Source organism: Mucilaginibacter pineti (assembly GCF_900101875.1).
GTDB lineage: Bacteria > Bacteroidota > Bacteroidia > Sphingobacteriales > Sphingobacteriaceae > Mucilaginibacter > Mucilaginibacter pineti.
The window spans coordinates 431,268-455,434 of the sequence record NZ_FNAI01000001.1 but is presented as its reverse complement, the minus strand read 5'-3'; the positions used below and the strand labels follow the sequence as shown (position 1 = coordinate 455,434).

Below are 24,167 nucleotides of genomic sequence, written 5' to 3'. Positions count from 1 at the left end.
GAGATTTATTTATTCTTCGATGTAGAAGCCCTGATAATCAATTCAGGTTTTATGCTGATGATCTTTGGTTTTGTTTTGGTATCGGTATTTTCTAACTCCTGGAAAAACAGGTTGGCAACGGTATTGCCCATGTAAAAGCTAAACTGATCAATAGTGGTGATGGATGGGCTGGTGATCTCCGAGAAAGATTCATTGGCATAACCTAAAACACCAAGTTCAGCAGGTACTTTTATACCCATAGCGCTGGCAACTTCCAATACGCCAAGCGCGGAGAAGTCTGAGGTAGACGCAAATATAGCATCGGGAGGGTGGGGCAGGTTCAATAATTTGCGGGTGCCTGCGGCGCCCAATTCTTTTGTCCAGGCGTTTTCAACTATCAATTCGTCAATAACGGGAACGTTGTAGGCTTTAAATGCCCTTAAATAGCCCAATTTACGCTGCTTAAATATGGCAAGGTTTTGCGGCCCCTCCAGCAATCCTATCCGCTTGTAACCGCCCTCAATAAGGTGCGATACCGCTTCAAAAGAAGCCTGTTCGTTATCATTTATAACTTTTAACGTTTCCAACTCATCGGCAACACGGTCAAACTGAATGAGTTGGATGCCGTGGTCTATTACGTTTTGCAGGTGCTGATAGTCGTTACCATCAGCCGATACTGATATCACAATACAATCTACGTGCTGGTTTATCAGCGTGTTAACACACTGGATCTCTTTATCATGCAACTCGTTCGATTGGCAAATGATCAGGTTGTAGCCCTTTTGATAAGTGGCTTCCTCAATACCGGCAATAACATTCGAGAAAAAATTCTGGTTAATGCGGGGCACCACAATACCAATGGTTTTTGATTGCCCCTTACGCAGGTTTGATGCAAGCGTGTTGCGTTTATAGTTGAGTTCATCGGCGGTTTTCATGATCAGCTCCCTGGTTTTTTCGTTAACCTGGTTGCTGTTATTCAACGCTCTCGACACCGAAGACGCGGTTATGCCGAGCTTTGCGGCAATATCATAAATGGTGGTCCGTTTTACTTTTTTCATTTAAAAGTGCAAGTTGGAAAAATTATTTTACGCAATCGATTGTAATTTTAAATATTTATTTAAATTCGTTCCGTTAAAGTACCAAAAAATAAACTACTCATATATTCATGCTACTAACCACTTATAATTTATGCTTTTATTAGGTATCGATATCGGCACTTCGTCGGTAAAAGTGAGCGTTGTTGACGCAGCCTCACAAAATATCGTAGCCTCGGCACAATACCCCGATGAAGAATCGCCCATAAAAGCATTACACCCCGGCTGGGCCGAACAATCGCCACAAATGTGGTGGGATCAGGCACAAACCGCATTACAAAGGTGCCATGCCAAAGCATTGTACAACCCGCAGCATATTGCGGCCATAGGTATTGCTTACCAAATGCACGGCCTGGTATTGGTTGATAAAGACCAGAATGTGCTGCGCGACAGCATCATCTGGTGCGATAGCCGCGCCGTTGAAATTGGCGATAAGGCTTTTGCTGCCATTGGCGAAGAAAAATGTCTGTCGCACCTGCTTAACTCGCCAGGGAACTTTACCGCCGCCAAACTGGCCTGGGTTAAGGAAAACGAACCCGATATATATAGTAAGATAGACAAAATCATGCTGCCGGGCGATTACATCGCCATGAAACTTACCGGTGATATAACCACATCGGTATCGGCATTATCAGAAGGGGTTTTCTTTGATTTTAAAACCAACGGCATCTCCAAAGAGATCATTAACTATTTTGGGTTTGATGAAAGCCTGTTCCCGGTTATTAATCCCGTGTTTTCGGCACACGGGCAGCTGTTAAGCTCGGTTGCCGGAAAACTGAACTTGAAGGCTGGCATCCCGGTTACCTACAAATCCGGCGATCAGCCAAATAACGCGCTGTCATTAAACGTACTTAATCCCGACGAGGTAGCGGCTACGGCTGGTACGTCAGGCGTTATTTACGGCGTTAGCGATCAATTAACCTACGATCAGGAATCGCGCATTAATACGTTTGCTCACGTTAATTATACCCGGGAGCAAAAACGCCTTGGGGTATTATTGTGTATCAACGGCACGGGAAGTTTGTACCGGTGGGCCAAACACAATTTCGGCGCAGGATTAAGCTATACCCAACTAAATGCCGAAGCCACCAAAGCCCCCGTGGGCAGCGACGGTTTGCGCATATTGCCATTTGGTAACGGCGCCGAACGGATGCTGAACAACAAACAAATAGGCGCACATATCCAAAATATCGACCTTAACCTGCACACGCAAGCCCATATTTTCAGGGCAGTGCAAGAGGGCATAGCCTGTGCTTTCCGCTACGGACTTGACATTATGCGCGGCAATGGAATGAATCCAACCGTGATCCGTGCAGGCAAAAGCAACCTTTTCCTAAGCGAACTATTTACCGAAACCTTTGTAAATGCAACAGGCGTACCAGTTGAACTATACAATAACGATGGCAGTGTTGGCGCTGCACTTGGTGCGGGCATAGGAGCGGGCATTTTTGCATCCCCGGCGGAAGCCTTTAGCAATGCCAAAGCCATTCAATTAATTGAGCCTACATCAACCCAACAATTTGAATCAATTTATCAGGAATGGAAAGAGCTGCTGGAAGCTAAAATCAAAAATCAAAATTAAAAAGTCAAAAAAGAGGTTTCAAACAATACCGATTTATATAATCACTAATTCACTAAGTCAATAATTCACTAATTAAATACATATGCGCATCATCACCGGAGAAAAAGAGTATTTTAAAGAAATTGGTCAGATCAATTACGAAGGACCGCAATCAGATAACCCGCTGGCTTTTCGCTGGTACAATGCCGATAGGGTAGTTGCCGGAAAAACCATGCAGGAACATTTACGTTTTGCCTGCGCCTACTGGCATTCATTTAACGGCAACGGTGCCGATCCGTTTGGCGAGGCCACCCATATATTTCCCTGGAATGAAAAAACCGACGCGGTTGAACGCGCGAAAGATAAAATGGACGCGGCTTTTGAGTTCATCACCAAAATGAACCTGCCATACTACTGTTTCCATGACGTGGATGTAGTTGATTACGGAAACGACGTTAACGAAAACGAAAGGCGTTTACAGGCCCTTGTTGAGTATGCCAAAGAGAAACAGGCGGCAAGTGGTGTAAAATTACTTTGGGGTACATCCAACCTGTTCAGTCACCGCCGTTACATGAACGGCGCATCAACCAATCCCGATTTTAAGGTACTTGCCCATGCAGGCGCACAGGTTAAATTTGCCCTTGATGCTACTATTGCTTTAGGCGGCGAGAATTATGTTTTCTGGGGTGGTCGTGAAGGGTACATGAGTCTGCTGAATACCGATATGAAACGCGAGCAGGAACATTTTGCAAAATTCCTGCATACCGCAAAAGATTATGCCCGCAAACAAGGCTTTACCGGTAACTTTTTCATCGAACCAAAACCTTGCGAGCCAACCAAGCACCAGTATGATTATGATGCCGCAACCTGCCTTGGCTTTTTGCAGCGTTATGATCTTATGGACGATTTTAAACTGAACCTGGAGGTTAACCACGCTACTTTAGCCGGTCATACTTTTCAGCATGAGTTACAGGTGGCTGCCGATGCCGGTTTGTTAGGCTCGATTGATGCTAACCGTGGCGATACACAAAACGGATGGGATACTGATCAGTTCCCGAATGATATTAATGAGGTAACGGAATCGATGATGATCATCCTTGAAGCCGGTGGTTTACAGGGTGGCGGTATTAATTTTGACGCCAAAATTCGCCGTAACTCAACAGACCCGGCCGATTTGTTCTATGCGCACATTGGCGGTATGGACATTTTTGCAAGAGCTTTGGTAATTGCCGATAACATTCTGCAAAAATCAGATTATAAACAGATCCGTACTGACCGTTATGCGTCATTTGATGCCGGTACCGGAAAAGATTTTGAAGATGGTAAGCTTTCTTTAGAAGATTTGCGTAACTATGCCGCCACCAATGGCGAACCGACGGCAACAAGCGGCAAACAAGAATATTTAGAAAATTTGATAAATCGGTATATATAGTTTATAATTGTCAATCTAACATATTAAACCAAATTTAACCGATAACCAAAAAAATGAGGACATTAACTAACGGTGATTACATCGTATTTATCGTGTACTTTTTAATAGTATCCTGCTATGGATACTGGGTATACAAACGAAAGCATAACGCTGATGCCACATCAAAAGATTACTTCTTAGCAGAAGGTTCACTTACCTGGTGGGCTATAGGTGCATCACTTATTGCATCCAACATCTCCGCAGAGCAATTTGTGGCCATGAGCGGAAATGGCTTTACAATGGGATTAGCCATATCTACTTATGAATGGATGGCCGCTGCAACTTTAATAATTGTTGCCGTATTTTTCATTCCTGTATATTTAAAGAACAAGATATTTACAATGCCGCAGTTTTTGCATCAGCGGTATAACGGCACCGTAGCAATGATCATGGCGGTGTTTTGGTTATTGTTATATGTAATTGTAAACTTAACTTCTATCATTTACCTGGGTGCAGTAGCAATCAACGGTATCTCGGGCATTAATTTTAATTTATGCCTTGTATTATTGGCACTTTTTGCTGTCATTATCACTTTGGGTGGTATGAAGGTAATTGGTTATACCGACGTAATACAGGTGTTCTTTTTAATATTGGGCGGTTTGGTAACTACCTATATAGCTGTTACCAAAGTAGCCGAGCATTACCACCAGGAAGGTATTACCAATGGTTTAACCATATTATACCAGCAGGCCAACGACCACTTCCACATGATCCTGAAAAAGGATAACCCAAGCTATGGAGACTTACCTGGCTTAACCGTATTAATTGGCGGTATGTGGATAGTGAACTTAAATTACTGGGGATGTAACCAATACATTACGCAACGCGCATTAGGTGCCGATTTAAAAACTGCTCGTGGTGGTATTTTATTCGCCGCTTTCTTAAAGCTGTTAATGCCTATTATAGTAGTGTTACCAGGTATTGCAGCTTACGTATTGTACAAACAAAATGTGTTTGACAGTATAAATACAGCAAGCATTACCGAAAATCATGATCATGCGTATCCTGTATTGTTAAACTTATTGCCGGCTGGCTTTAAAGGCTTATCATTCGCGGCTTTAACGGCTGCTGTTGTAGCTTCACTTGCAGGTAAGGCCAACAGTATCGCCACTATTTTTACACTGGATATTTTCAAAAAGAAAATCCGTCCGGATGCTACCGATAAACAACTGGTTAACGTTGGTAAAATAACTGTGGTAGTAGCTATGGTTTTAGGTGTATTGCTATGCAGGTTTTTAGGTATCGATAAAAAAGGTGGTTTCCAGTTTATACAGGAATATACAGGCTTTGTATCGCCGGGTATTTTTGCCATGTTCATACTTGGTTTCTTCTGGAAAAAGGCAACTTCAAACGCGGCTTTATTTGCTACCATCGGCGGTTTTATTATGTCGGTAGGATTAAAAGTATTGCCTTTATATACCAATCTTGAATGGTTAAAAAGTACAGGTTTTTCAGTACAGGTACTTCAAAAAGATGGTATTACCAAGCTATATGAAATTCCTTTTCTTGACAGGATGGGTTTTGTATTTATAGTTTGCGTTGTTGGTATGTACATCATCTCGATGATTGAAAACTCAAAAGGCTTACGTCCACACGGCCTTGAAGTTGATACCAAGATGTTCCGTACAACAAATTCATTTGCTGTAGGTGCACTTATCATCACTGGTATACTTGTTGCACTTTATACTATATTCTGGTAGCAGTATAATTTATTAAGGAATACTAAAGAGCGGCGGGTTTATCACCCGCCGCTCTTTTTGTTCAAGTAATAATTGTCATCCTGAGCGTAGCGAAGAATCTGATATTCGATTGCATAGTCTGCGAGTAGATCTTTCACTACGCTCAGGATGACAAAAGGGGCTATTTAAAGTAAAACTCCTACAACGTTATAGTATATTCTGTCAAATAAGGTTTTCATCTTGATGTAATGATGCGTAATTTGCCACATCAACGTATAAACTGATTATAGTACCATCAACCTATGGTGAGCAATTTAGAACAAACATTTCGATGGTTCGGTCCGTCAGATCCTGTTACGCTTACGGCTATCGGGCAAACTGGTGCAACCGGTATCGTTACCTCCCTTTACCATATCCCAAGCGGTGATGTTTGGCGTTTGGATGAGATAACAGACCGGAAAAATATGATTGAAACTGCCGGTTTAAGCTGGTCTGTTGTGGAAAGTGTAAATATTCACGAAAGCATAAAAACTGCCGGTGCCGATAGGGATAAGTATATAGAAAATTATATCATCACCCTTAAAAATCTGGCTGCTGCGGGCATAAAAACCGTCTGCTATAACTTTATGCCCGTGTTAGACTGGACACGTACCGATCTCGATTTTCTGCTCCCCAATAAAGGTACCGCGCTAAGATATGATGCCAATGCCCTGGCCGCGTTCGATTTGTATATCCTGGAACGCGAGGGCGCCGCCAATGATTTTACATCAGCACAACAACAAGCGGCGAAAAACTATCTTAGCCACATCACCCCGGCTGAAAAATCGCAGCTCATCGATAACCTGATGGCTGGCTTACCGGGTACAAATAAAACGCTTACCATTCCGGAGTTTAAAGAACACCTGAAAAGATATAGCAATACCGATGCTACGGCGCTTAAAAACAACCTGGGTTATTTCCTCAAAGCAATAATCCCTGCCGCCGAAAAAGCCGGTGTAAAAATGTGCATCCATCCCGATGATCCACCGTTTCCTATTTTGGGTTTGCCGAGGGTGGTATCTACCGAGCAGGATCTGGCTGATGTGGTGAATTTTTGTCCTTCACCAAGCAACGGTATCACTTTTTGTAGTGGTTCATTAGGAGCGAGGGATGATAATGACCTACTGGGCATAGTTGAAAGATTAGGTAAACATATTCATTTCCTGCACCTGCGTAATGTACAACGCCAACCCAACGGAAGTTTTTACGAAGCCGAACACCTGAACGGCAGCACTGATATGTACGCGGTGATGAAGAAAATCATTTTAGAGCAACAAAAACGGCAAAACAATGGGAGAGCGGACGTAGCCATACCCATGAGGCCCGATCATGGGCATAAATTGCTTGACGATTTTAGATATAAAACCTACCATGGCTATTCGGCTATTGGCCGGTTAAAGGGTCTTGCCGAATTAAGGGGCCTGGAAATGGGGATTAAACGCGCAATATTTGATAAGGCATGAAAAGTTTTTTAGACCAGAATTTTCTGTTGACAACCAAAACCGCGCAGCGTTTATACCACGACTATGCGGCCGATTTACCCATTATTGATTACCATTGCCACCTACCGCCCGACCAGATAGCCGCCGATGTTAATTTTGAAAACCTTACCAGCATCTGGCTCTATGGCGATCATTATAAATGGCGTGCCATGCGCGCCAACGGGGTTAATGAAGCCTATATAACCGGCGACAAAAGCGACAAAGAAAAATTTGAACAATGGGCCGCCACTGTACCATATACATTGCGCAACCCGCTTTATCATTGGACGCATTTAGAACTGCAGCGCTATTTTGGAGTTATTGATCTGCTATCACCCGCAACTGCCGGAAAAATCTATACCGGGTGCAATGAAAAGTTGAATATGCCTCAATACAGTGTTCGAAACCTTATCCTCAATAAAAAAGTGGAGGTGATATGCACAACAGATGATCCGCTGGATAGTCTGAAACACCATCAACAAATAAAGCAGGATGAATATGGCGTAAAAGTGCTGCCCACATTCAGGCCCGATAAGGCCATGAACGCCGATGACCTGTACAACCTGAATATTTATATAGATCAATTAGAGGCCGTTGCCAATATTTCTATTGATAGTTTTGAAGCTTATTTACAGGCGCTGAAAAGTCGCCATGATTATTTTGCGGCCAACGGTTGCCAGCTTTCAGATCATGGTTTGGAGCAGATTTATGCCGAAGATTATAACGATACTGAAATAGCCGCCTTGTTTATAAAAATAAGAGGGAAACAAGTTTTACAGCCCGATGAGGTATTGAAATTTAAATCGGCCCTGTTATTTCATTTTGCCCTTTGGGATCATGAAAAAGGCTGGGTACAGCAATACCATTTAGGTGCGCTACGCAACAACAATACCCGTGGCTTCACACAAGCCGGACCGGATACAGGGTGGGATTCCATCGGCGATTTTACGCAAGGAAAATCTCTCTCTAAATTTTTGAATAGCTTGGATATCAACAACAAATTGGCTAAAACCATACTCTATAACTTAAACCCGGCAGATAACGAACTGATGGCCGGGATGACCGGAAATTTCAACGATGGCTCGGTAGCCGGTAAAATTCAATTCGGTTCGGCATGGTGGTTTTTAGATCAGAAGGATGGAATGACAAAACAATTGAACGCATTATCAAACATCGGCCTTATCAGCCGCATGGTGGGTATGCTTACCGATTCGCGCAGCTTTTTATCATATCCGCGGCATGAATATTTCCGTAGGATAGTTTGCAATTTATTTGGCGACGATATAGAAAACGGCGAATTGCCCAACGATATCGGCTGGACGGGTAAGATCATCCAGGATATCTGCTACTATAACGCCAAAAACTATTTTAATTTTGATAAAGCATAATGGCTAACGCGTTTGAAAATAAATCGCCACAAGGCAAAATACTTTCCTTTGGCGAATTGCTGCTCAGGATTTGTCCGGATGCCAGCGGGCAATGGCTGCATGATAACCAATTGCCATTTTTTGTTGGCGGAGCCGAGTTAAACGTAGCTACCGCATTGGCGTTATGGCAATTACCATCGGCCTATTTTACGGCTTTGCCGGATAACGAACTCTCGACGCAGATAGATGATTATCTACGGGCTAAAAACATTGATACCTCATCTATTCACAAACATGGCGATAGGATAGGCCTTTACTACCTCACCCGTGGTAAAGATATCAAGAACAATGCCTTGATCTATGACCGGGCAAACTCGGCATTTGCGGGGCTTAAACCGGATATGGTTAATTGGGGTAAGGTGTTGGATGGCGTAAGCTGGTTTCATTTTAGCGCGATATGCCCCGCAATAAGTGAGGATGTTGCTGCGGTTTGTTCCGAAGTTTTGGAAGCAGCCTCCGCCCGGAATATTACCATTTCTGTCGATCTTAATTATCGTTCCCGCTTATGGAAGTATGGCAAACACCCCATTGATATAATGCCCGGATTGGTTGAACATGCCGATTTGATAATGGGCAATGTATGGGCCGCAGAAACCATGCTGGGTATCCCCGTTGCACCGGATATTCATGAATCGGGACAGCAAAGTATCTATTTAAAAGAGGCCCTGCAAACATCACAAGCTATAATGGCGCAATATCCAAAATGTAAAGCAGTAGCCAATACCTTCCGCTTTGACGCAGGAAAGGGTATTGATTATTATACGGCATTGTATACTGCCGATAAACTACATCATTCCAAACAATACGAAACCGATAAAGTTCTTGACAAGGTAGGCAGCGGTGATTGTTTTATGGCGGGGTTGATATATGGTTTCTACAATCAGTTAGATGCTCAGGAAACATTGGAATTTGCCACCGCTGCCGCATATACCAAACTATTTATTGAGGGCGATGCTACAAATCTTACAGCAGCCCAGATCACTAACGCAATTAAGCCATGAGCAAAAAAGATACGGCACTTAATGCCATTATAACTCAGGGTACATTACCCTTGTTTTATTATGAAGATGCAACGGTAAGCCTTGAAATAACCCGTGCGTTATACAGAGCAGGCATCCGGATATTTGAATACACTAATCGCGGTACTGCTGCGCTGGCGAATTTCAAAGTACTAAAAAAAGCCCAGCAGGAAGAAATGCCCGGTTTGCTTTTAGGTATAGGCACCATTAAAACAGGTGCCGAAGCAGCGGCGTTTATAACTGCCGGTGCCGATTTCATCGTATCGCCAATAATAAATCCCCAAGTTGGAAAAATAACCCATGAACATGGTTTATTATGGATACCGGGCTGTATGACGCCTACAGAGATCCACCTTGCCCAGCAAAGTGGTGCTGCTTTAATAAAAATATTCCCGGCCAATATTTTAGGCCCCGAGTTTGTATCATCCATCCGCGACTTGTTTGCGGGGCAGCTGTTTATACCTACAGGCGGGGTCGAGCTGAATATCAACAGCATCAGCACCTGGTTTAGGGCAGGGGTTTGCGCTGTAGGCATGGGTAGCAAACTCATTAGTAAACATATTTTAGAAAATAAATTATACGATCAGCTTTATAATGATACGGTGAAACTTTTAGAAATGGTGCAAACCAGCAAATAACCAATTAAAACCAAAACCAATAATGAATGAACCTAAAGTTGGAAATTACAGGTGGGCCGTAGTTTCGCTTCTGTTTTTTGCTACGAGTATCAATTACCTCGACAGGCAGGTGTTAAGTTACCTGAAACCAACGCTCGAAAAGGAGTTTCATTGGGATAATACCACCTTTGGTTACCTCAATGCCGCTTTCCAGCTGTTTTATGCGGCCAGTTTACTGCTGTCGGGCCGGATAATTGATAAAATTGGTACAAAACTTGGGTTTTCTATTTCCATTATTTTTTGGAGTATTGCGGCAATGCTACACGCGGCGGCCACAACTACACTTGGCTTTTTTGGAGCAAGGAGTTTATTAGGTATTGGCGAATCAGGGAATTTCCCGGCCTCCATAAAGGCTGTTGCAGAGTGGTTCCCCAAACGCGAGCGGGCGCTGGCTACAGGCATCTTTAATTCGGGTGCCAATATTGGTGCGGTTGCAGCGCCTATACTTATCCCGTTGATATTGGGTGCTTACGGCTGGCAAATGGCCTTTATTATTACGGGAGCTCTTGGTTTTATATGGTTGGTTTTCTGGGTGATATTTTACGAGATCCCCTCCCGTAAAAAAAAGCTCGATCCTAAAGAATATGAATTTATACTAAGCGATAACGAACTCCCTGCGCCCGAAGCCGGGGAAAAAGTAAAATGGAGTTCACTGTTTAAGCTGAAGCAAACATGGTCGTTTGTGATTGGTAAATTTTTGACTGATCCTATCTGGTACTTTTTTCTCACCTGGCTGCCCGATTATTTTAGCAAAACCTTTCACCTCGATCTTAAAAAACCAACGCTGCCACTTATTATCATTTACACCGCAACCACGTTAGGGAGTATTGGCGGCGGTTATCTGTCGTCATATTTTATAAAAAAGGGGTGGAGCGCCCAAAAATCACGAAGTACGGCAATGCTGATATTTGCATTTTGTGTTTTCCCTATTGTTACTGCCCGCTATGCAACCAATATGTGGCAGGCTGTAGCGCTCATAAGTTTGGCGGCAGCAGCCCACCAGGCCTGGAGCGCCAATATTTTTACCACCGTATCAGATGTTTTCCCTAAACATACCGTAAGCTCGGTAGTGGGGATAGGCAGTATGGCGGGCTCGCTGGGTGGTTTTTTCTTCCCGATAATTATTGGTTATGTGCTTGATTTTTATGTGAAAACCGGCAGCATTACCACCGGCTATAACCTCATATTTATTTTCTGCGGTTTGGCCTATCTGCTGGCCTGGATCATCAGGTATTTCCTAAGGCCTAAAGTAGTTTTGGGTCATTAGGTCATTGGTCATTGGTCATTGGTCATTGGTCATTGGTCATTGGTCATTGGTCATTGGTCATTGGTCATTGGTCATTGGTCATTGGTCATTGTAAAAAAAGCCATGCAAGGTATTAAAACTGCATGGCTTTTTTGTTGGTTCATTTTTTCAGAAAGTCCTTGATCTTTGATCCGAAAAATCTTTGCTCAAAGGCAACTACCTGATCTGTTCTGCCAGTTCGTCTATCCAGCTGGATAGGTAGGGCTCTGTGCCTGCTATTCTTATCCATTCGCCATCCTCGTTTTTAGCAATAACCAAATCCAGGGTGCCATCTACCGAGGTAAAACGGTAGGCATTTGAATAATTTCCGTGTGCTATAATTTCGGCAGTGCCATCAATTGTACTGTCGGTGCCGGTAAGTACGGCATCAAATTGCTGTTCCATAATTTAGTATTTATTAAGTAACAGGATTTGGGGGCTTTGTGTTTTATATTCATTTTTTTAGGAATTATATCCGACACAAAAAATAGCATCGGCATAAATTCCATTAACTTTGCCACGTGGAAAACTTACAACCAGATCCTAAAATACTTATAGAAATTGTACAAATGAAAATGCCCTATGGTAAATACAAGGGTACTATTATTGCCGATTTACCCGTGTACTACCTGGAGTGGATGGCCGGCAAGGGTTTTTCCAAGGATAAAATTGGGATGCTATTATCTACCACCTTCGAAATTAAAACAAACGGCCTTGGCGAGATCCTTACCATGGTGCGTAAATCATTAAGGCAGGGTAACAACTTTCAGCGTTAGCCTTTACATATTTATGACCAACTGCTTGTAAGGTTTACTGCGTATATACGACTAACAAGCAAAAACGTTATAAATTATGAATAAGCTGATGTTATATATTGCAGGTGCCTTACTTTTTGTTGGCTGTGCCAATACCCAGGCCCAAAATGGCAGCGATGCCTTAGTAGCCGTACCAAAACCCAAAGCAAATGAAGCCGTAGCCACTTTTGGCGGCGGATGTTTCTGGAGCATGAGCGAGGCGATGTCTGAACTTAAAGGCGTCAATAAGGTTATTTCGGGATATGCGGGTGGTAACACTAAAAACCCGACTTATGAAGATGTAAGTACGCGTACCACCAATCATGCAGAAACTGTGCAGGTTTATTATGATCCCAAAGTTATCAGTTACGATCAACTGGCCGACGCTTTCTTTTTTGCGCATGATCCTACTACGCTGAATCGCCAGGGGCCGGATGAAGGTACCGATTATCGTTCGATAGCTTTTTACCGCACACCGCAGGAAAAAGCAGCTTTAACAGCTACCATTAAAAAAGTGAATGATTCAAAGCATTACAGTAATCCCATTGTAACCCAGGTTGTGCCATTCAGCGTATTTTATGGTGCCGAAGGTTATCACCAGGGCTATTACAAAACCCACCTCGATCAGCCTTACATTGCAGGTGTATCAACTCCCAAAGTAATGAAGTTCAGGAAAGCGATGGCTGCAGAATTGAAGCCGGAGTTTAAGAAGTAATATAATAACAAGATATGATATGTCATTGCGAGGAATGAAGCAATCTCATCACGCTAATGGAACTGCAAAGTTGGCTGCCCATCCTATGAGATTGCCACGCTACGCTCGCAATGACATATTGTTCTCTTGATTCCTGATTCTTATATCTTAATTCTTCTTTACAATTTATTAAACCATCCCTTTTTCCAAAAAACAAATACCTGCGCTACTGCTATTAAAAACATAAACACAAGCGCGTAAACATACCCGTGGTTCCAGTAAAGCTCGGGCATGTTATCTTTAATTACATGACCTTTGTCGTCCTGCCGGGCAAAGTTCATTCCGTAGATGCCGGCGATGAAGGTGAGGGGGATAAATATTACCGATATAATAGTAAGTACCTTCATGATCTCGTTCATGCGGTTGCTCACCATAGACAGGTACAGATCGATAATACTTGATGTTACCTCCTTATAGTTCTCAATTAAATCCATGGCCTGTATGCAATGGTCATAAGCATCACGCAAGAACAGTTTAACCTCGGGTGTTATCAGCGGACTTTCAGACCTGATCATATCATTGATCTTATCACGTTCGGGCCAGCTTGCCCTGCGGATGATGATAAGCGTGCGTTTAAGCTGTTGTGCGCTAAACATAATACTTTTATCGGCACTGGTATATACCTTGTCTTCAATAGCATCCAGGCGATCGCCAATTTGGGCAAGCAGCATAAAATAGGTATCGATGATGGTATCGGTAAGCGCATAGCACATATAGCCAGGTCCAGCGGTGCGGATAGCACCTTTACCAACCTTTAACCTGGTTTTAACGGCTTCAAAGCGTTCTTCATGATCTTCCTCAAAGCTAATAATGAGGTTATCCTTTATAATGGCCGAAAACTGGTTGTTCACCAATTCTTCTTCGCTGTTAAAGTGCACAATGCGGCTGGTACTAAAGGCATAATCGTCATATTCATCAAACTTAGGCCGCTGGTGAATATTGGCAATATCCTCCAGTACCAATGAGTTGATGTTAAGGTGGGTGCCTAATTCTTCAATCAGCTGCACATCGCCCAGGCCGTTTATTTTTATCCAGTGGGTATGGTTATCGCACTTTTTAAGCTGTTTAAATACGTCTTTTAAGTCTTTGCCCTCGCAGGTTACCAACTCATCTTTATTATATGAAAATATGCTGATGATAGGCTTAAGCGCGCCATCGGGTATTACAACCAGCCCGGGACTATCGCCCACATTGCCGCTATGCCGGCGTGCATTATAACGAACGCGTTTAATTCTGCTTTCCATTTATAGATAATTAATACTTTGCGGCCCCTGGTTAAAAAGCAAATCTACAATGCTCAAATTTTTCAGAAACCCTTTTCGCTCTTCAAAAACCTGAAAGTAGGGCTTTTGTTCCAGTTCGGTTTCTTTTTTAGGATTGATGGACGATCTGAAATCTGCAACGGCCGGATATTCCGGATGATATTCGTCGGTGTATTTTATCTCCGATTTGATTTTGATGAACTTGAGCAGTAGGTTTAATAGTTGCTCGTTATAATCAAACAGGTAGGGGATTTGCTTCTTGCTGTCATAAAATGGCTGCAATTCATCCTCATAATATTCAAAATAAGCCGACTTGCGATAACATGCCCCCAGGCTTTGCCAATGCAGGCGCTGCCAGTCAAATTCATAACTTATTTTAACATCCTTAATTTTTCTATGTGTTTTTGAACCTTTTGCAACGGGCACAGTTAACGTAAGGATTCCCTCGGGCGAGTAGATGTTGGCCCGGTTACGGTAAGTTTGTTTTGGGAAATGTTCTTCTCTTTCTATCACAATATCAGGCTTATATGCGTTCAATTGCACAAAGTATTCAACCGGCGGAAGATAAAACATAGGTAATACAGCACCTTTTTCAATCATATATTTTATGTTTGTGTTCAAAATTGGTTAAAATAATGATAAAAAAAGGGTTTTTAAGGTTAGGGATATTATTTTTATACCTTACCTCGCTATTGCCCTTTTGGTTTTTGTACCTCATATCTGATGTTTTGTTCCTGATTATCTACTATGTTGCACATTACCGGCGAGATGTAGTACAGGAAAACCTTGCCAATGCCTTTCCTGAAAAAACAGCCGGAGAACGCCACAATATAGAACGCAAATATTACCGTTACCTTGCCGATTTAATGGTAGAAACCATTAAAATGATCACCGTATCTGAAAAGCAGATCAAGAAAAGGGTAGTTGCCACCAATGCCGAACTGGTGCATGAATATTTTGCAAAAGGCAAAAGCATTATTGCCGTAGCAGGGCATTATTGCAACTGGGAAATGGCGGCCCTTAATTTTAATTTTGTTACCGATAAGCGATTCATGATAGTTTACAAACCCTTATCAAACCACACGTTCGATGAGTTTTTTGTAAAGATCCGGTCGCGGTTTGGCGGGCAGCCGGTAGCCATGAAACAAACCCTGCGTAAAATGGTGGAGTACAGGAAGGAATTAACCGTAAGCGTGCTCGTAGGAGATCAAACGCCGGTAATGCATGAGGTTACTTATTTTACCAATTTTTTAAATCAACCCACTGCCGTTTTTTTGGGTATTGAAAAAATATCAAAAACAATTGATGCCGCCGTTGTATTTTACGACATGAAACGCGTAAAGCGCGGTTATTATACTTATACGCTGGTTCCCCTTACCGAAAACCCGAAGCAAACTGCCGAGCATGAACTTACAGATATGCACGTGCATTACCTGGAGGGAATGATAAGGAAGGAACCGCAATATTGGCTATGGTCGCACCGCAGGTGGAAGTTCAAGCCGGAGGATATACATAAATGATTGATACACCAAAAGTTGCCGTAGTTATTTTAAACTGGAACGGTACTAAATATCTGAAACAATTTCTTCCCTCTGTTATGGCCTCAACCTGGCAGGGGCTTGATATTGTGGTGGGCGATAACGCCTCTACAGACGATTCTATAACTTTTTTACAGGAAAACTACCCATCTATCCGCATTATACAAAACGATGAGAATTACGGCTTTACAGGTGGCTACAACAGGGTACTGCAACAGGTAGATGCCGATTATTACATCCTGCTTAACTCTGACGTGGAAGTTACCCCCGGCTGGATAGAACCTGTAATAAGCCTTATGCAAAGCGACGACCAGATAGCGATAGCCGCGCCTAAGATAAAAGCTTACGCACAGCAAGGCCATTTTGAACATGCTGGAGCAGCAGGCGGATTTATAGATGCGTATGGATATCCCTTTTGCCGCGGCCGTATGTTTTACGAAGTAGAGCAGGACCTGGGGCAATACGAACAATCGGGCGAGGTGTTTTGGGCTTCGGGTGCATCCCTGTTCATTAAAAAGAAATACTGGGATTTAGCAGGGGGCTTTGACGACTACTTTTTTGCCCATATGGAAGAGATCGACCTTTGCTGGCGGTTGAAGAACATGGGGTATAAGGTAATGTACTGCGCGCAATCAACTATATACCACGTAGGCGGCGGCACGCTCAACGCCGAAAACCCTTTTAAAACGTATCTTAACTTCAGGAATAATTTGTTACTGCTTAAAAAGAACCTGCCTTTTTGGAGGGCCTTCCTGGTTATCAATATCCGCATGTGGATGGATCTGCTGGCCCTGTTCCGCTTTTTAGCCGAGGGCAAGCGTAAAGATGCCTGGGCGGTAAGCCGGGCACACCAGGCGTTTGTAATGAGCCTTTTTAAGTCAAAAATCAAAATTCAAAAATCAAAAAAGGAAGAAGTTACACACCTCACACCTCACACCTCACACCTCCGATCTCAGACCTCAGAACCCCGACCTCAGAATAAAAAGGGTATTTACAATGGCAGTATAGTGTGGCAATTCTTTGTTAAAAAAATAACCCGTTTTACTGATCTGAATCCGCGGGATCTGGCTTAGTATCGTCTGGTTTATCTTTTTTAGCTTCTTTAATTTCTTCTTTAACGGAAAAGTTAAGCGTAGGCATATCCTGTGGAAACTTCACATTTATATCCTGCTGCTGGAATGGCAGTTCTATTCCCTCTTTGTTCAGCGTATCGTAAACATCGGTAAGTACCCGGCTTTTTAGTGACAACCAGGTAGAGATATCCGCCGCCCAAAAAAACAAGCGAAAATCAACAGAACTCTGACTTAAACTATGCAGAAACACCGATGGTGGTGGCTCGGTCATAATGTCTTCATGGTTACTTAATAAACCAATTAGCAGGCTTTTTACCTTCTCAATGTCTGAGCCATAAGCCACGCCAACAATCAGTTCAACACGGCGGTTGTTATTGCTTAGTGTCCAATTTATTACGTGGTGCGATATCAGGTCGCCATTTGGTATGATCACTTCGGCTCCATCGCTTGTAGCTATTTTGCTTGCGCGGATACCGATATCCATAATGGTTCCGGATCGGCTGTCTACCTCAATAATATCGCCCACCTGTATTGGTTTCTCAAAAGCCAGTATTAATCCGGATACCAGGTTGTTCACAATATTTTGCAAGCCGAAACCGATACCTATACCAAAAGCACTAATGATAATGGTTATCTTATCCAATGGTACGCCAGATGCGGCAACGGCCAGGAAAAAGCCCACGGCTATAACACCTATACGAATAAGCAGGGTAGATGTGCGATTCTTCTTTTTAAGCACATCCATATCATTCTGGTGCCGGGCCGATACATCATACAAGTAGCTCACAATTTTTGATGTGATAGACGAAAGCCAGATAACCGCGCAAAAAATAATAACGCTTTGAAAAGTAAACTGGGTATTAGTACCGCCTATGCTGCGGTTGGCGCTTAAAAAATCTTCAACATGGGTAAATACCGCATCTTCAACACTTAAATTTTGCGTAAGCATTACCAGCCACAAAAAGCCGGTAAGCACGGTAAGTACGCTTTTAAACTTGTTTTTAAGCAGTTTAAAATCAATGAATGATGTTAAGCTATTTGTTTTTTTGCTGGCTTCCAGTTGTAAAAATAAAGCTTCCATAATTACCTGCACCATGTAGTACATGGCCAGTGCCAGCCAAAGATTGTGTACCGCAGTTACGCCTATAATTTTGGCCAGACTAAACCTTCCAAACACATTGCATATAAACGATACCGCTTGTAATAACACAAAAAACTTAAGTACAATACCCGTATAAGGTAAAAAGTCGTCGGGTGTTTTACGTACCAGTGGGATTAGTTTTAAACTGATATAGATCGATAATATACCAAGAATAAGTACAGCAACCCTATCGGCAATGGTTACCTGTATAAACAAATTGCTCAGGCAGTAAACTATGGTTATAACATAAAGCTGCAGCAAGTAGTTATACATTACCTTAGGGCATGCCCTTTTTACCATGAACAGGATAGCGCTTATCAGGATAACGAAAAAGGTTTCGAGCACTACCGCCGGCGGGTGATCATAAAAGTTGGGCAGCAACGTAAACGTAACTATCAGCGATGAGATCACCGGGTACTTAACCACGTAGTTTGATTGGCTGAGTATGTTTTCTGAAGCATCATTAACGCTTAATATTTTTCTGCGGCTTGCATACACCCAGGCTATAAAACCCAGCAACAATACCCAGCCTGCAAGGTGGATTAAAATATCGCGGCTCACAAAAAAGCTGAATAGTTTGGAGTTCATGATGGCCGTTTTTGAAACAGCTTCGCCAAAGTTGCTGCCTTCGCTGGCTTTCATATCCCAAATGTTGCTGTACTCTGCCGATACAGCGCGAATGCTGAACTCCCTGATTTTAAGATCTATCTGATCTTTAAGATCAAGTATGGCAATATAAACCGATGAGGTACGATTTTGCAGCAGACTTACCTTTACTATCAGCTTTTTATTAACGGTATCAAGCCTGTTGTATTTACTTTCGATAGCTATTTTTTGAATGAGAAAGGTTGTAGCCAGCGAGCTATCGGCAGGCAGGATCTTTAAAACACTGTCTTTCGAGATGTTATCAAGCGTAACCTTGTTTTGGGCAAGTTTACTGTTTATATCGGCTAACTGATCTTGCCATATATCAAGCTGATCGTCGCTGCGGGTTAAAATATCGCGTATGGTGTATAAATATCGTAGTGTGCTTGATTTATCGTTATCAATTAATGATTTAATAAGCGCTATTCGTTTTTCGAACGAGGGCAATGTGCTGCTGATCTCGGCGGTATCAATATTTTTTGAAAGGTTGGCCTTTATCTGGTTAAAAGACGCGGTGTATTGTTCAACCCGCTGCAGCAGGTCGTTTGTTGATGTATCAGATCGTTTGAGCGACCGCATCATCGAATCGCGGGCGAGGATGGAGGCACGCAGGGAATCCCTTACCGAATGTGTTTTTTTCTTTTTGGTTTGCGCCAGCACGTCAACGCTCGAAAAAAACAAAACAATCAGTAAGCAGAAAGCGGCAACCCTTGGTAATTTATACATCTTAAAATATGCTGAAAGCAATGAGTTAACACTAATAACGCAAAAACGTTTGGAAAAGATTCACGATATTGGCTATGCTATCCCGCAATCAAATACTCAACAGCCAACCTATATGAATCCATGCCGAACCCGGCTATAACACCCCGGCAGCTGGCGGCCAGCATGGAGGTATGCCTAAATTCCTCGCGTTTATGAACGTTTGATATATGTACTTCAATAACAGGCGTATTTATGGCAGCTATAGCATCGGCAATAGCAATAGATGTGTGCGTGTAGGCACCGGCATTTATAACTATGCCATCGTATTCAAAGCCAATTTCATGCAGTTTGTTTATAATTTCGCCTTCAACATTACTTTGGTAATAATTAATGGTGATGTTTGCATAGCGTTTGCGCAGCTCTTCAAGGTAGCTTTCAAAACTGGTGTTGCCGTATATTGATTTTTCGCGAACACCAAGCAGGTTTAAATTGGGGCCGTTAATAATTTGTATCTTCATTGGTTCAAACTTAACTATAAATCATTAAAAAATTAAAATCAATTGGATTGGCGTTCGGCAATAAAGGGCTTTCAGGCTTATTTAAAATTAGAGAAATCGCTGGCCGATAATTCTGTTGAAGCTTACAGCCGGGATATAGAAAAATTATTTCAATATTCTGATAATAAGGAAGTTAAATTAAAACCAGAAAGTGTTACTTTAAACGATCTGCGTGAATTTATTACCTGGGCGGCAGAGCTGGGCATGATTCCATCCTCACAAGCCCGCATCCTCTCGGGCATAAAAGCTTTTTATAAATACCTGCTCATGGAGGATATTATTAAAAGCGATCCCTCCGAACTGTTAGAATCTCCCCAAATAAGGCGTAAGCTGCCTGATACATTAAGTTATGAAGATATTGAAAAGTTGATAGCTGCTATCGACCTTTCCAAACCCGAAGGCACCCGCAATAAAGCCATATTAGAAACCCTTTACGGCAGCGGTCTGCGCGTATCCGAACTTACCGAACTCAAATTATCTAACCTTTATCTCGATATTGAATTTATAAAAGTGACTGGTAAAGGAAACAAAGAGCGGTTGGTACCAATTGGCGGTGCAGCCATAAGAGCTTTAAAAATATGGATTGAGAATTTACGGGTACACGTGCCCATAAAGAAAGGTGAGGAAGATATTGTTTTCTTAAACCGCAGAGGGACAAGACTTAGTCGCGTTTATGTATTCCTGATGATAAAGGAATTGGTAGGGCTAACCGGCTTAAAGAAAACTGTAAGTCCGCATACGTTTAGGCACTCGTTTGCCACTCATCTGGTTGAAGGCGGCGCCGACCTCCGTGCCGTACAGGAAATGCTGGGGCATGAAAGTATAACCACTACCGAGATCTATACCCACCTGAATAGAGAGTACCTGAAAAGTACCATAAGTCAGTTTCATCCGCGCAGTTGAGTTCGCAGTTGGAAGTAGGTAGTTTGCATTTTTGTCTGAACCAGGATTTTTAACATTAAGGGATTGCCAGGATTAAATTATCATATTGAATTATTTTTTTACGCAGATCAAAATCCAAAAATCTGATAAATCCGCATAATCCCGGTTCAGACGAAATCAGTGGAATCTATGGTGCTAACTGCGCACTGCCAACTGCGAACTAATCATCCTGTCCCTGCTGCTCATATCTTTCCTAAGTTCAATATTGATGAATCCTTTGGCGACAAGCAGATCAACGGTTTCCTGCCCATAACTCTCATTGATCTCAAAAAACAAATAGCCGCCTGATGTTAGGTTAACCAACGCAAAATCGGCAATGGCACGGTAAAATATCAACGGATCATGCTCGGGTACAAACAAGGCAGTATGTGGTTCAAAGTCGGTAACGTTGGTGTGCATCTGCTTTTTATCCTCCAAAGTAACATAGGGGGGATTGCTGACGATGATTTGGTATTCGGGAGCGGGGAGCGAGGTGCGAGGTGCGGGTGGATAGTTTAAAATATCTGCATGGATAAAGTTTACTTCTACTTCATTTAAAGTGGCATTTTCCTTTGCAATTTGTAATGCACCTTCTGATATATCAATTGCTGATACAAGAGCCTCAGGTAAGTTTTTTTTCAGGCTGATGGCAATACAACCGCTGCCCGTGCCAATATCCAAAATACTCAACCTTTCGCCTTTCACCTTTTGCCTTTCACCTCCGGCCACAGAAAGCACCCATTCCACCAGTTCCTCCGTTTCGGGACGGGGAATTAAAACGTTTGGATTTACTTTAAATGGTAAACCGTAAAATTCGGTAACACCTAAAATATATTGAATTGGTTGGCCGGTTTGTAATTGCGCGAGGATGCTTTTTAGTTTTTCGGCTTGGTCGTTGCTAACTTCTCTTTCTGGGAATGCTTTGATGGATGCTTTTGATAATTGGGTTATTTCACTGATAGCCAATAGACTAAGCGCCTCTGTTTCATTAACGGTATATATATAGTTCAGCTGTTTGTAATCTTCAAAAACATCCTTAATAGTAATCATGCAACAAAGTAACATAAAAGCTACTTTTGTGGCATGGTTCAACATGAAATATTTATGCAGCGTTGTTTGCAACTTGCCGAATTAGGTGCAGGAGCTGTTAGCCCTAACCCAATGGTGGGCGCGGTTGTTGTTCATGATGGCAAAATAATAGGAGAGGGCTATCACCGGCAATACGGTCATGCCCATGCCGAAGTTAACGCCATTGCCCTGGTTACGGAAAAGTTTACCAACGCTACCGAACTGCTCAAACAAGCCACCATATACGTTTCACTTGAACCATGCGCACATTACGGCAAAACCCCGCCTTGCGCTGATCTGATCATCAAACACCAGATTCCGCTGGTGGTTGTAGGTACCCGCGATCCTTTTGCACAGGTGGATGGTAAAGGCATTGAGAAATTAAAAGCTGCCGGTATTGAGGTAATAACCGGCGTATTGGAACAGGAGTGCCAATGGCTTAACCGCCGCTTTTTTACCAAAGTGCAAAAGCACCGACCCTACATCATACTAAAATGGGCACAAACCAATAACGGTTTCTTTGCGCCAAACGGTGGTATTCAGTTCTGGATCACCGGCCCCGAAGCGCGCATACTGGTGCACAAATGGCGCAGCGAAGAGGATGCTATACTGGTGGGTAAAAACACCGTCGCTATTGATAACCCTCAGTTGAATGTTCGTTTGTGGGAGGGGCGGTCGCCCAAACGTGTGGTGATAGACAGGCGATTGGAGTTAAGTAAGGATTTAAATATTTTTGATCAATCTGTTGAAACACTGATATTTAATGAGGTAGAGTTTAATGTAGATGGCAAGAACAAGTACATCGCTTTAGAAGATTTTGACCGTTATGTACCCCAGTATATTCTTTACCAATTATACCTGCAGGATATTCAATCCGTTATTATAGAAGGAGGTGCTCATACCCTGCAAACCTTTATTGAGGCCGGTTTGTGGGACGAGGCCCGTGTATTTACCGGTAAAACTGTTTTAGCAAACGGCATAAAATCACCAGAAATAACAGGTATTATTGCAGACGATTTATTTGTGGGCGACGATCGTTTGCAGATATTACACAACAAGCCAATTATATAAATGCTATACGTTTTTTTAAGTATTTGCTGCAGCGTAGTAGTTTCTATTATGCTGAAACTTGCCAAGCGATACCATATTGATGTTTTTCAGGCCATTACCTGGAATTATTCTATTGCTATTTTGCTTACGTGGTTTTTCTTCAGGCCGCAACTCACTCACCTGGCCGATGGGCCTGTTTTTAATTACCTGGCTCTTGGAGTATTGTTTCCGCTGTTGTTTGTAATTATGGCATCATCGGTACGATCGGCAGGTATTGTACGTACGGATGTGGCGCAGCGTTTATCGTTGTTCATCCCAATAATAGCGGCATTCTTTTTATTTGGCGAAGTAGCATTGCCGGTAAAAATTATAGGCATCGCGCTGGCATTTATTGCCATTATCTGCTCCATCCCATGGCAAAAAACATCTGCCGACAGAAATACCAAAGGTTCATGGCTTCACCTGCTTTGCGTATTCCTGGGTTTTGGTGTTATTGATGTATTGCTGAAAGAGATAACCAAGGTTAACAATGTGCCTTTTTCTACGGCCATTTTTGTAATATTTATTATTGCCTTTGTGCTTTCGCTCATAGGGCTCGCCTACCAGATAACCACAAAAAAAACAAAATTTTCCTGGCCGCATATCCTCATCGGGTGGACGCTTGGACTATTTAATTTCGGTAATATCCTATTTTACTTAAAGGCACATAAAGCATTGTCAAACAATCCGTCAACCGTATTTTCTGCCATGAATATTGGCGTTATTGTGGTTGGCGCCTTGGTGGGGATGCTCATATTTAAAGAGAAGTTAACCACGCTAAATAAAATTGGTTTGGCGGTGGCGGTACTGGCCATCGTAATTATTTATTTCCCGCAAACGCTGGCTTTCCTGCATTTGTAAATTGTTGTACAATTAGAGGGCTTTGTGCTTTAAGCCTTCTGCTTTTA

General features: G+C 42.6%; 22 protein-coding genes. 15 read left to right on the top strand and 7 right to left on the bottom strand.

Going from position 1 to position 24,167, the window contains the following annotated elements; all coding sequences use genetic code 11:
* Nucleotides 1–5: 5 nt before the first annotated feature.
* Nucleotides 6–1,037 carry a LacI family DNA-binding transcriptional regulator gene (locus BLS59_RS01810; RefSeq protein WP_091143290.1) on the bottom strand — a complete coding sequence of 344 codons (1,032 nt, stop codon included), beginning with the start codon at nucleotides 1,035–1,037 and terminating at the stop codon, nucleotides 6–8.
* A 130-nt stretch (nucleotides 1,038–1,167) separates the two neighbouring features.
* Here BLS59_RS01810 and BLS59_RS01805 point away from each other — a divergent pair, with 130 nt between their 5' ends.
* From BLS59_RS01805 to BLS59_RS01770, 8 genes are all read left to right on the top strand, one after another.
* Nucleotides 1,168–2,655: a xylulokinase gene (locus tag BLS59_RS01805; protein WP_091143286.1), complete on the top strand. Its 1,488-nt coding sequence runs from the start codon at nucleotides 1,168–1,170 to the stop codon at nucleotides 2,653–2,655.
* A gap of 82 nt (nucleotides 2,656–2,737) precedes the next feature.
* A complete protein-coding gene (gene xylA / locus BLS59_RS01800) occupies nucleotides 2,738–4,066 on the top strand; it encodes a xylose isomerase (RefSeq protein ID WP_091143283.1) in 1,329 nt (442 codons plus the stop codon).
* Nucleotides 4,067–4,119: 53 nt separating this feature from the next.
* Nucleotides 4,120–5,805, top strand: coding sequence for a sodium/sugar symporter (locus tag BLS59_RS01795; protein WP_091143281.1), 1,686 nt, complete (start codon nucleotides 4,120–4,122; stop codon nucleotides 5,803–5,805).
* A gap of 281 nt (nucleotides 5,806–6,086) precedes the next feature.
* Nucleotides 6,087–7,286 (top strand): mannonate dehydratase, encoded by a 1,200-nt coding sequence (gene uxuA / locus BLS59_RS01790; RefSeq protein ID WP_091143277.1) that lies wholly within the window; start codon nucleotides 6,087–6,089, stop codon nucleotides 7,284–7,286.
* Nucleotides 7,283–8,692, top strand: a complete 1,410-nt coding sequence (uxaC, locus tag BLS59_RS01785) for a glucuronate isomerase (RefSeq protein ID WP_091143274.1) — start codon at nucleotides 7,283–7,285, stop codon at nucleotides 8,690–8,692. The genes uxuA and uxaC overlap by 4 nt, the downstream gene beginning before the upstream one ends.
* On the top strand, nucleotides 8,692–9,732 hold the full coding sequence (locus BLS59_RS01780) for a sugar kinase (RefSeq protein ID WP_091143270.1): 1,041 nt from the start codon (nucleotides 8,692–8,694) through the stop codon (nucleotides 9,730–9,732). The genes uxaC and BLS59_RS01780 overlap by 1 nt, the downstream gene beginning before the upstream one ends.
* Complete coding sequence (locus BLS59_RS01775; protein ID WP_091143267.1) at nucleotides 9,729–10,388, top strand: beta/alpha barrel domain-containing protein; 660 nt, start codon at nucleotides 9,729–9,731, stop codon at nucleotides 10,386–10,388. Before BLS59_RS01780 ends, BLS59_RS01775 begins: the two co-directional genes overlap by 4 nt.
* Before the next feature lie 22 nt (nucleotides 10,389–10,410).
* Nucleotides 10,411–11,694 carry an MFS transporter gene (locus BLS59_RS01770; RefSeq protein ID WP_091143264.1) on the top strand — a complete coding sequence of 428 codons (1,284 nt, stop codon included), beginning with the start codon at nucleotides 10,411–10,413 and terminating at the stop codon, nucleotides 11,692–11,694.
* Between the two features lie 195 nt (nucleotides 11,695–11,889).
* Here BLS59_RS01770 and BLS59_RS01765 read toward each other — a convergent pair whose 3' ends face one another.
* Nucleotides 11,890–12,117, bottom strand: coding sequence for a hypothetical protein (locus BLS59_RS01765; RefSeq protein ID WP_091143259.1), 228 nt, complete (start codon nucleotides 12,115–12,117; stop codon nucleotides 11,890–11,892).
* A 116-nt stretch (nucleotides 12,118–12,233) separates the two neighbouring features.
* Here BLS59_RS01765 and BLS59_RS01760 point away from each other — a divergent pair, with 116 nt between their 5' ends.
* Nucleotides 12,234–12,488 carry a DUF3820 family protein gene (locus BLS59_RS01760; protein ID WP_091143256.1) on the top strand — a complete coding sequence of 85 codons (255 nt, stop codon included), beginning with the start codon at nucleotides 12,234–12,236 and terminating at the stop codon, nucleotides 12,486–12,488.
* 76 nt (nucleotides 12,489–12,564) lie between these two features.
* Nucleotides 12,565–13,221 carry a peptide-methionine (S)-S-oxide reductase MsrA gene (gene msrA, locus BLS59_RS01755; protein ID WP_091143253.1) on the top strand — a complete coding sequence of 219 codons (657 nt, stop codon included), beginning with the start codon at nucleotides 12,565–12,567 and terminating at the stop codon, nucleotides 13,219–13,221.
* 158 nt (nucleotides 13,222–13,379) lie between these two features.
* Here msrA and corA read toward each other — a convergent pair whose 3' ends face one another.
* A complete protein-coding gene (gene corA / locus BLS59_RS01750) occupies nucleotides 13,380–14,504 on the bottom strand; it encodes a magnesium/cobalt transporter CorA (RefSeq protein ID WP_091143250.1) in 1,125 nt (374 codons plus the stop codon).
* Complete coding sequence (locus tag BLS59_RS01745; RefSeq protein ID WP_317039728.1) at nucleotides 14,505–15,143, bottom strand: WbqC family protein; 639 nt, start codon at nucleotides 15,141–15,143, stop codon at nucleotides 14,505–14,507. It lies immediately after the preceding gene.
* A gap of 14 nt (nucleotides 15,144–15,157) precedes the next feature.
* Here BLS59_RS01745 and BLS59_RS01740 point away from each other — a divergent pair, with 14 nt between their 5' ends.
* Both BLS59_RS01740 and BLS59_RS01735 read left to right on the top strand, forming a co-directional pair.
* Complete coding sequence (locus BLS59_RS01740) at nucleotides 15,158–16,042, top strand: lysophospholipid acyltransferase family protein (RefSeq protein WP_091143243.1); 885 nt, start codon at nucleotides 15,158–15,160, stop codon at nucleotides 16,040–16,042.
* On the top strand, nucleotides 16,039–17,133 hold the full coding sequence (locus BLS59_RS01735; protein WP_091143238.1) for a glycosyltransferase family 2 protein: 1,095 nt from the start codon (nucleotides 16,039–16,041) through the stop codon (nucleotides 17,131–17,133). The genes BLS59_RS01740 and BLS59_RS01735 overlap by 4 nt, the downstream gene beginning before the upstream one ends.
* Here BLS59_RS01735 and BLS59_RS01730 read toward each other — a convergent pair.
* Nucleotides 17,102–19,645 (bottom strand): mechanosensitive ion channel family protein, encoded by a 2,544-nt coding sequence (locus tag BLS59_RS01730; RefSeq protein ID WP_091143236.1) that lies wholly within the window; start codon nucleotides 19,643–19,645, stop codon nucleotides 17,102–17,104. The two genes, BLS59_RS01735 and BLS59_RS01730, sit on opposite strands and share 32 nt — an antisense overlap.
* A 77-nt stretch (nucleotides 19,646–19,722) precedes the next feature.
* Nucleotides 19,723–20,142 carry a type II 3-dehydroquinate dehydratase gene (aroQ, locus tag BLS59_RS01725; protein WP_091143233.1) on the bottom strand — a complete coding sequence of 140 codons (420 nt, stop codon included), beginning with the start codon at nucleotides 20,140–20,142 and terminating at the stop codon, nucleotides 19,723–19,725.
* Nucleotides 20,143–20,184: 42 nt separating this feature from the next.
* On the opposite strand from aroQ, the gene xerD reads away from it, so the two are divergent.
* On the top strand, nucleotides 20,185–21,084 hold the full coding sequence (xerD, locus tag BLS59_RS01720; protein WP_091143230.1) for a site-specific tyrosine recombinase XerD: 900 nt from the start codon (nucleotides 20,185–20,187) through the stop codon (nucleotides 21,082–21,084).
* A gap of 174 nt (nucleotides 21,085–21,258) precedes the next feature.
* On the opposite strand, the gene prmC is transcribed toward xerD, so the two are convergent.
* Nucleotides 21,259–22,152, bottom strand: a complete 894-nt coding sequence (prmC, locus tag BLS59_RS01715) for a peptide chain release factor N(5)-glutamine methyltransferase (protein WP_091143227.1) — start codon at nucleotides 22,150–22,152, stop codon at nucleotides 21,259–21,261.
* 33 nt (nucleotides 22,153–22,185) lie between these two features.
* On the opposite strand from prmC, the gene ribD reads away from it, so the two are divergent.
* A complete protein-coding gene (gene ribD / locus BLS59_RS01710) occupies nucleotides 22,186–23,241 on the top strand; it encodes a bifunctional diaminohydroxyphosphoribosylaminopyrimidine deaminase/5-amino-6-(5-phosphoribosylamino)uracil reductase RibD (RefSeq protein WP_091143224.1) in 1,056 nt (351 codons plus the stop codon).
* Nucleotides 23,242–24,120, top strand: a complete 879-nt coding sequence (locus BLS59_RS01705) for a DMT family transporter (protein WP_091143221.1) — start codon at nucleotides 23,242–23,244, stop codon at nucleotides 24,118–24,120.
* Nucleotides 24,121–24,167 lie beyond the last annotated feature (47 nt).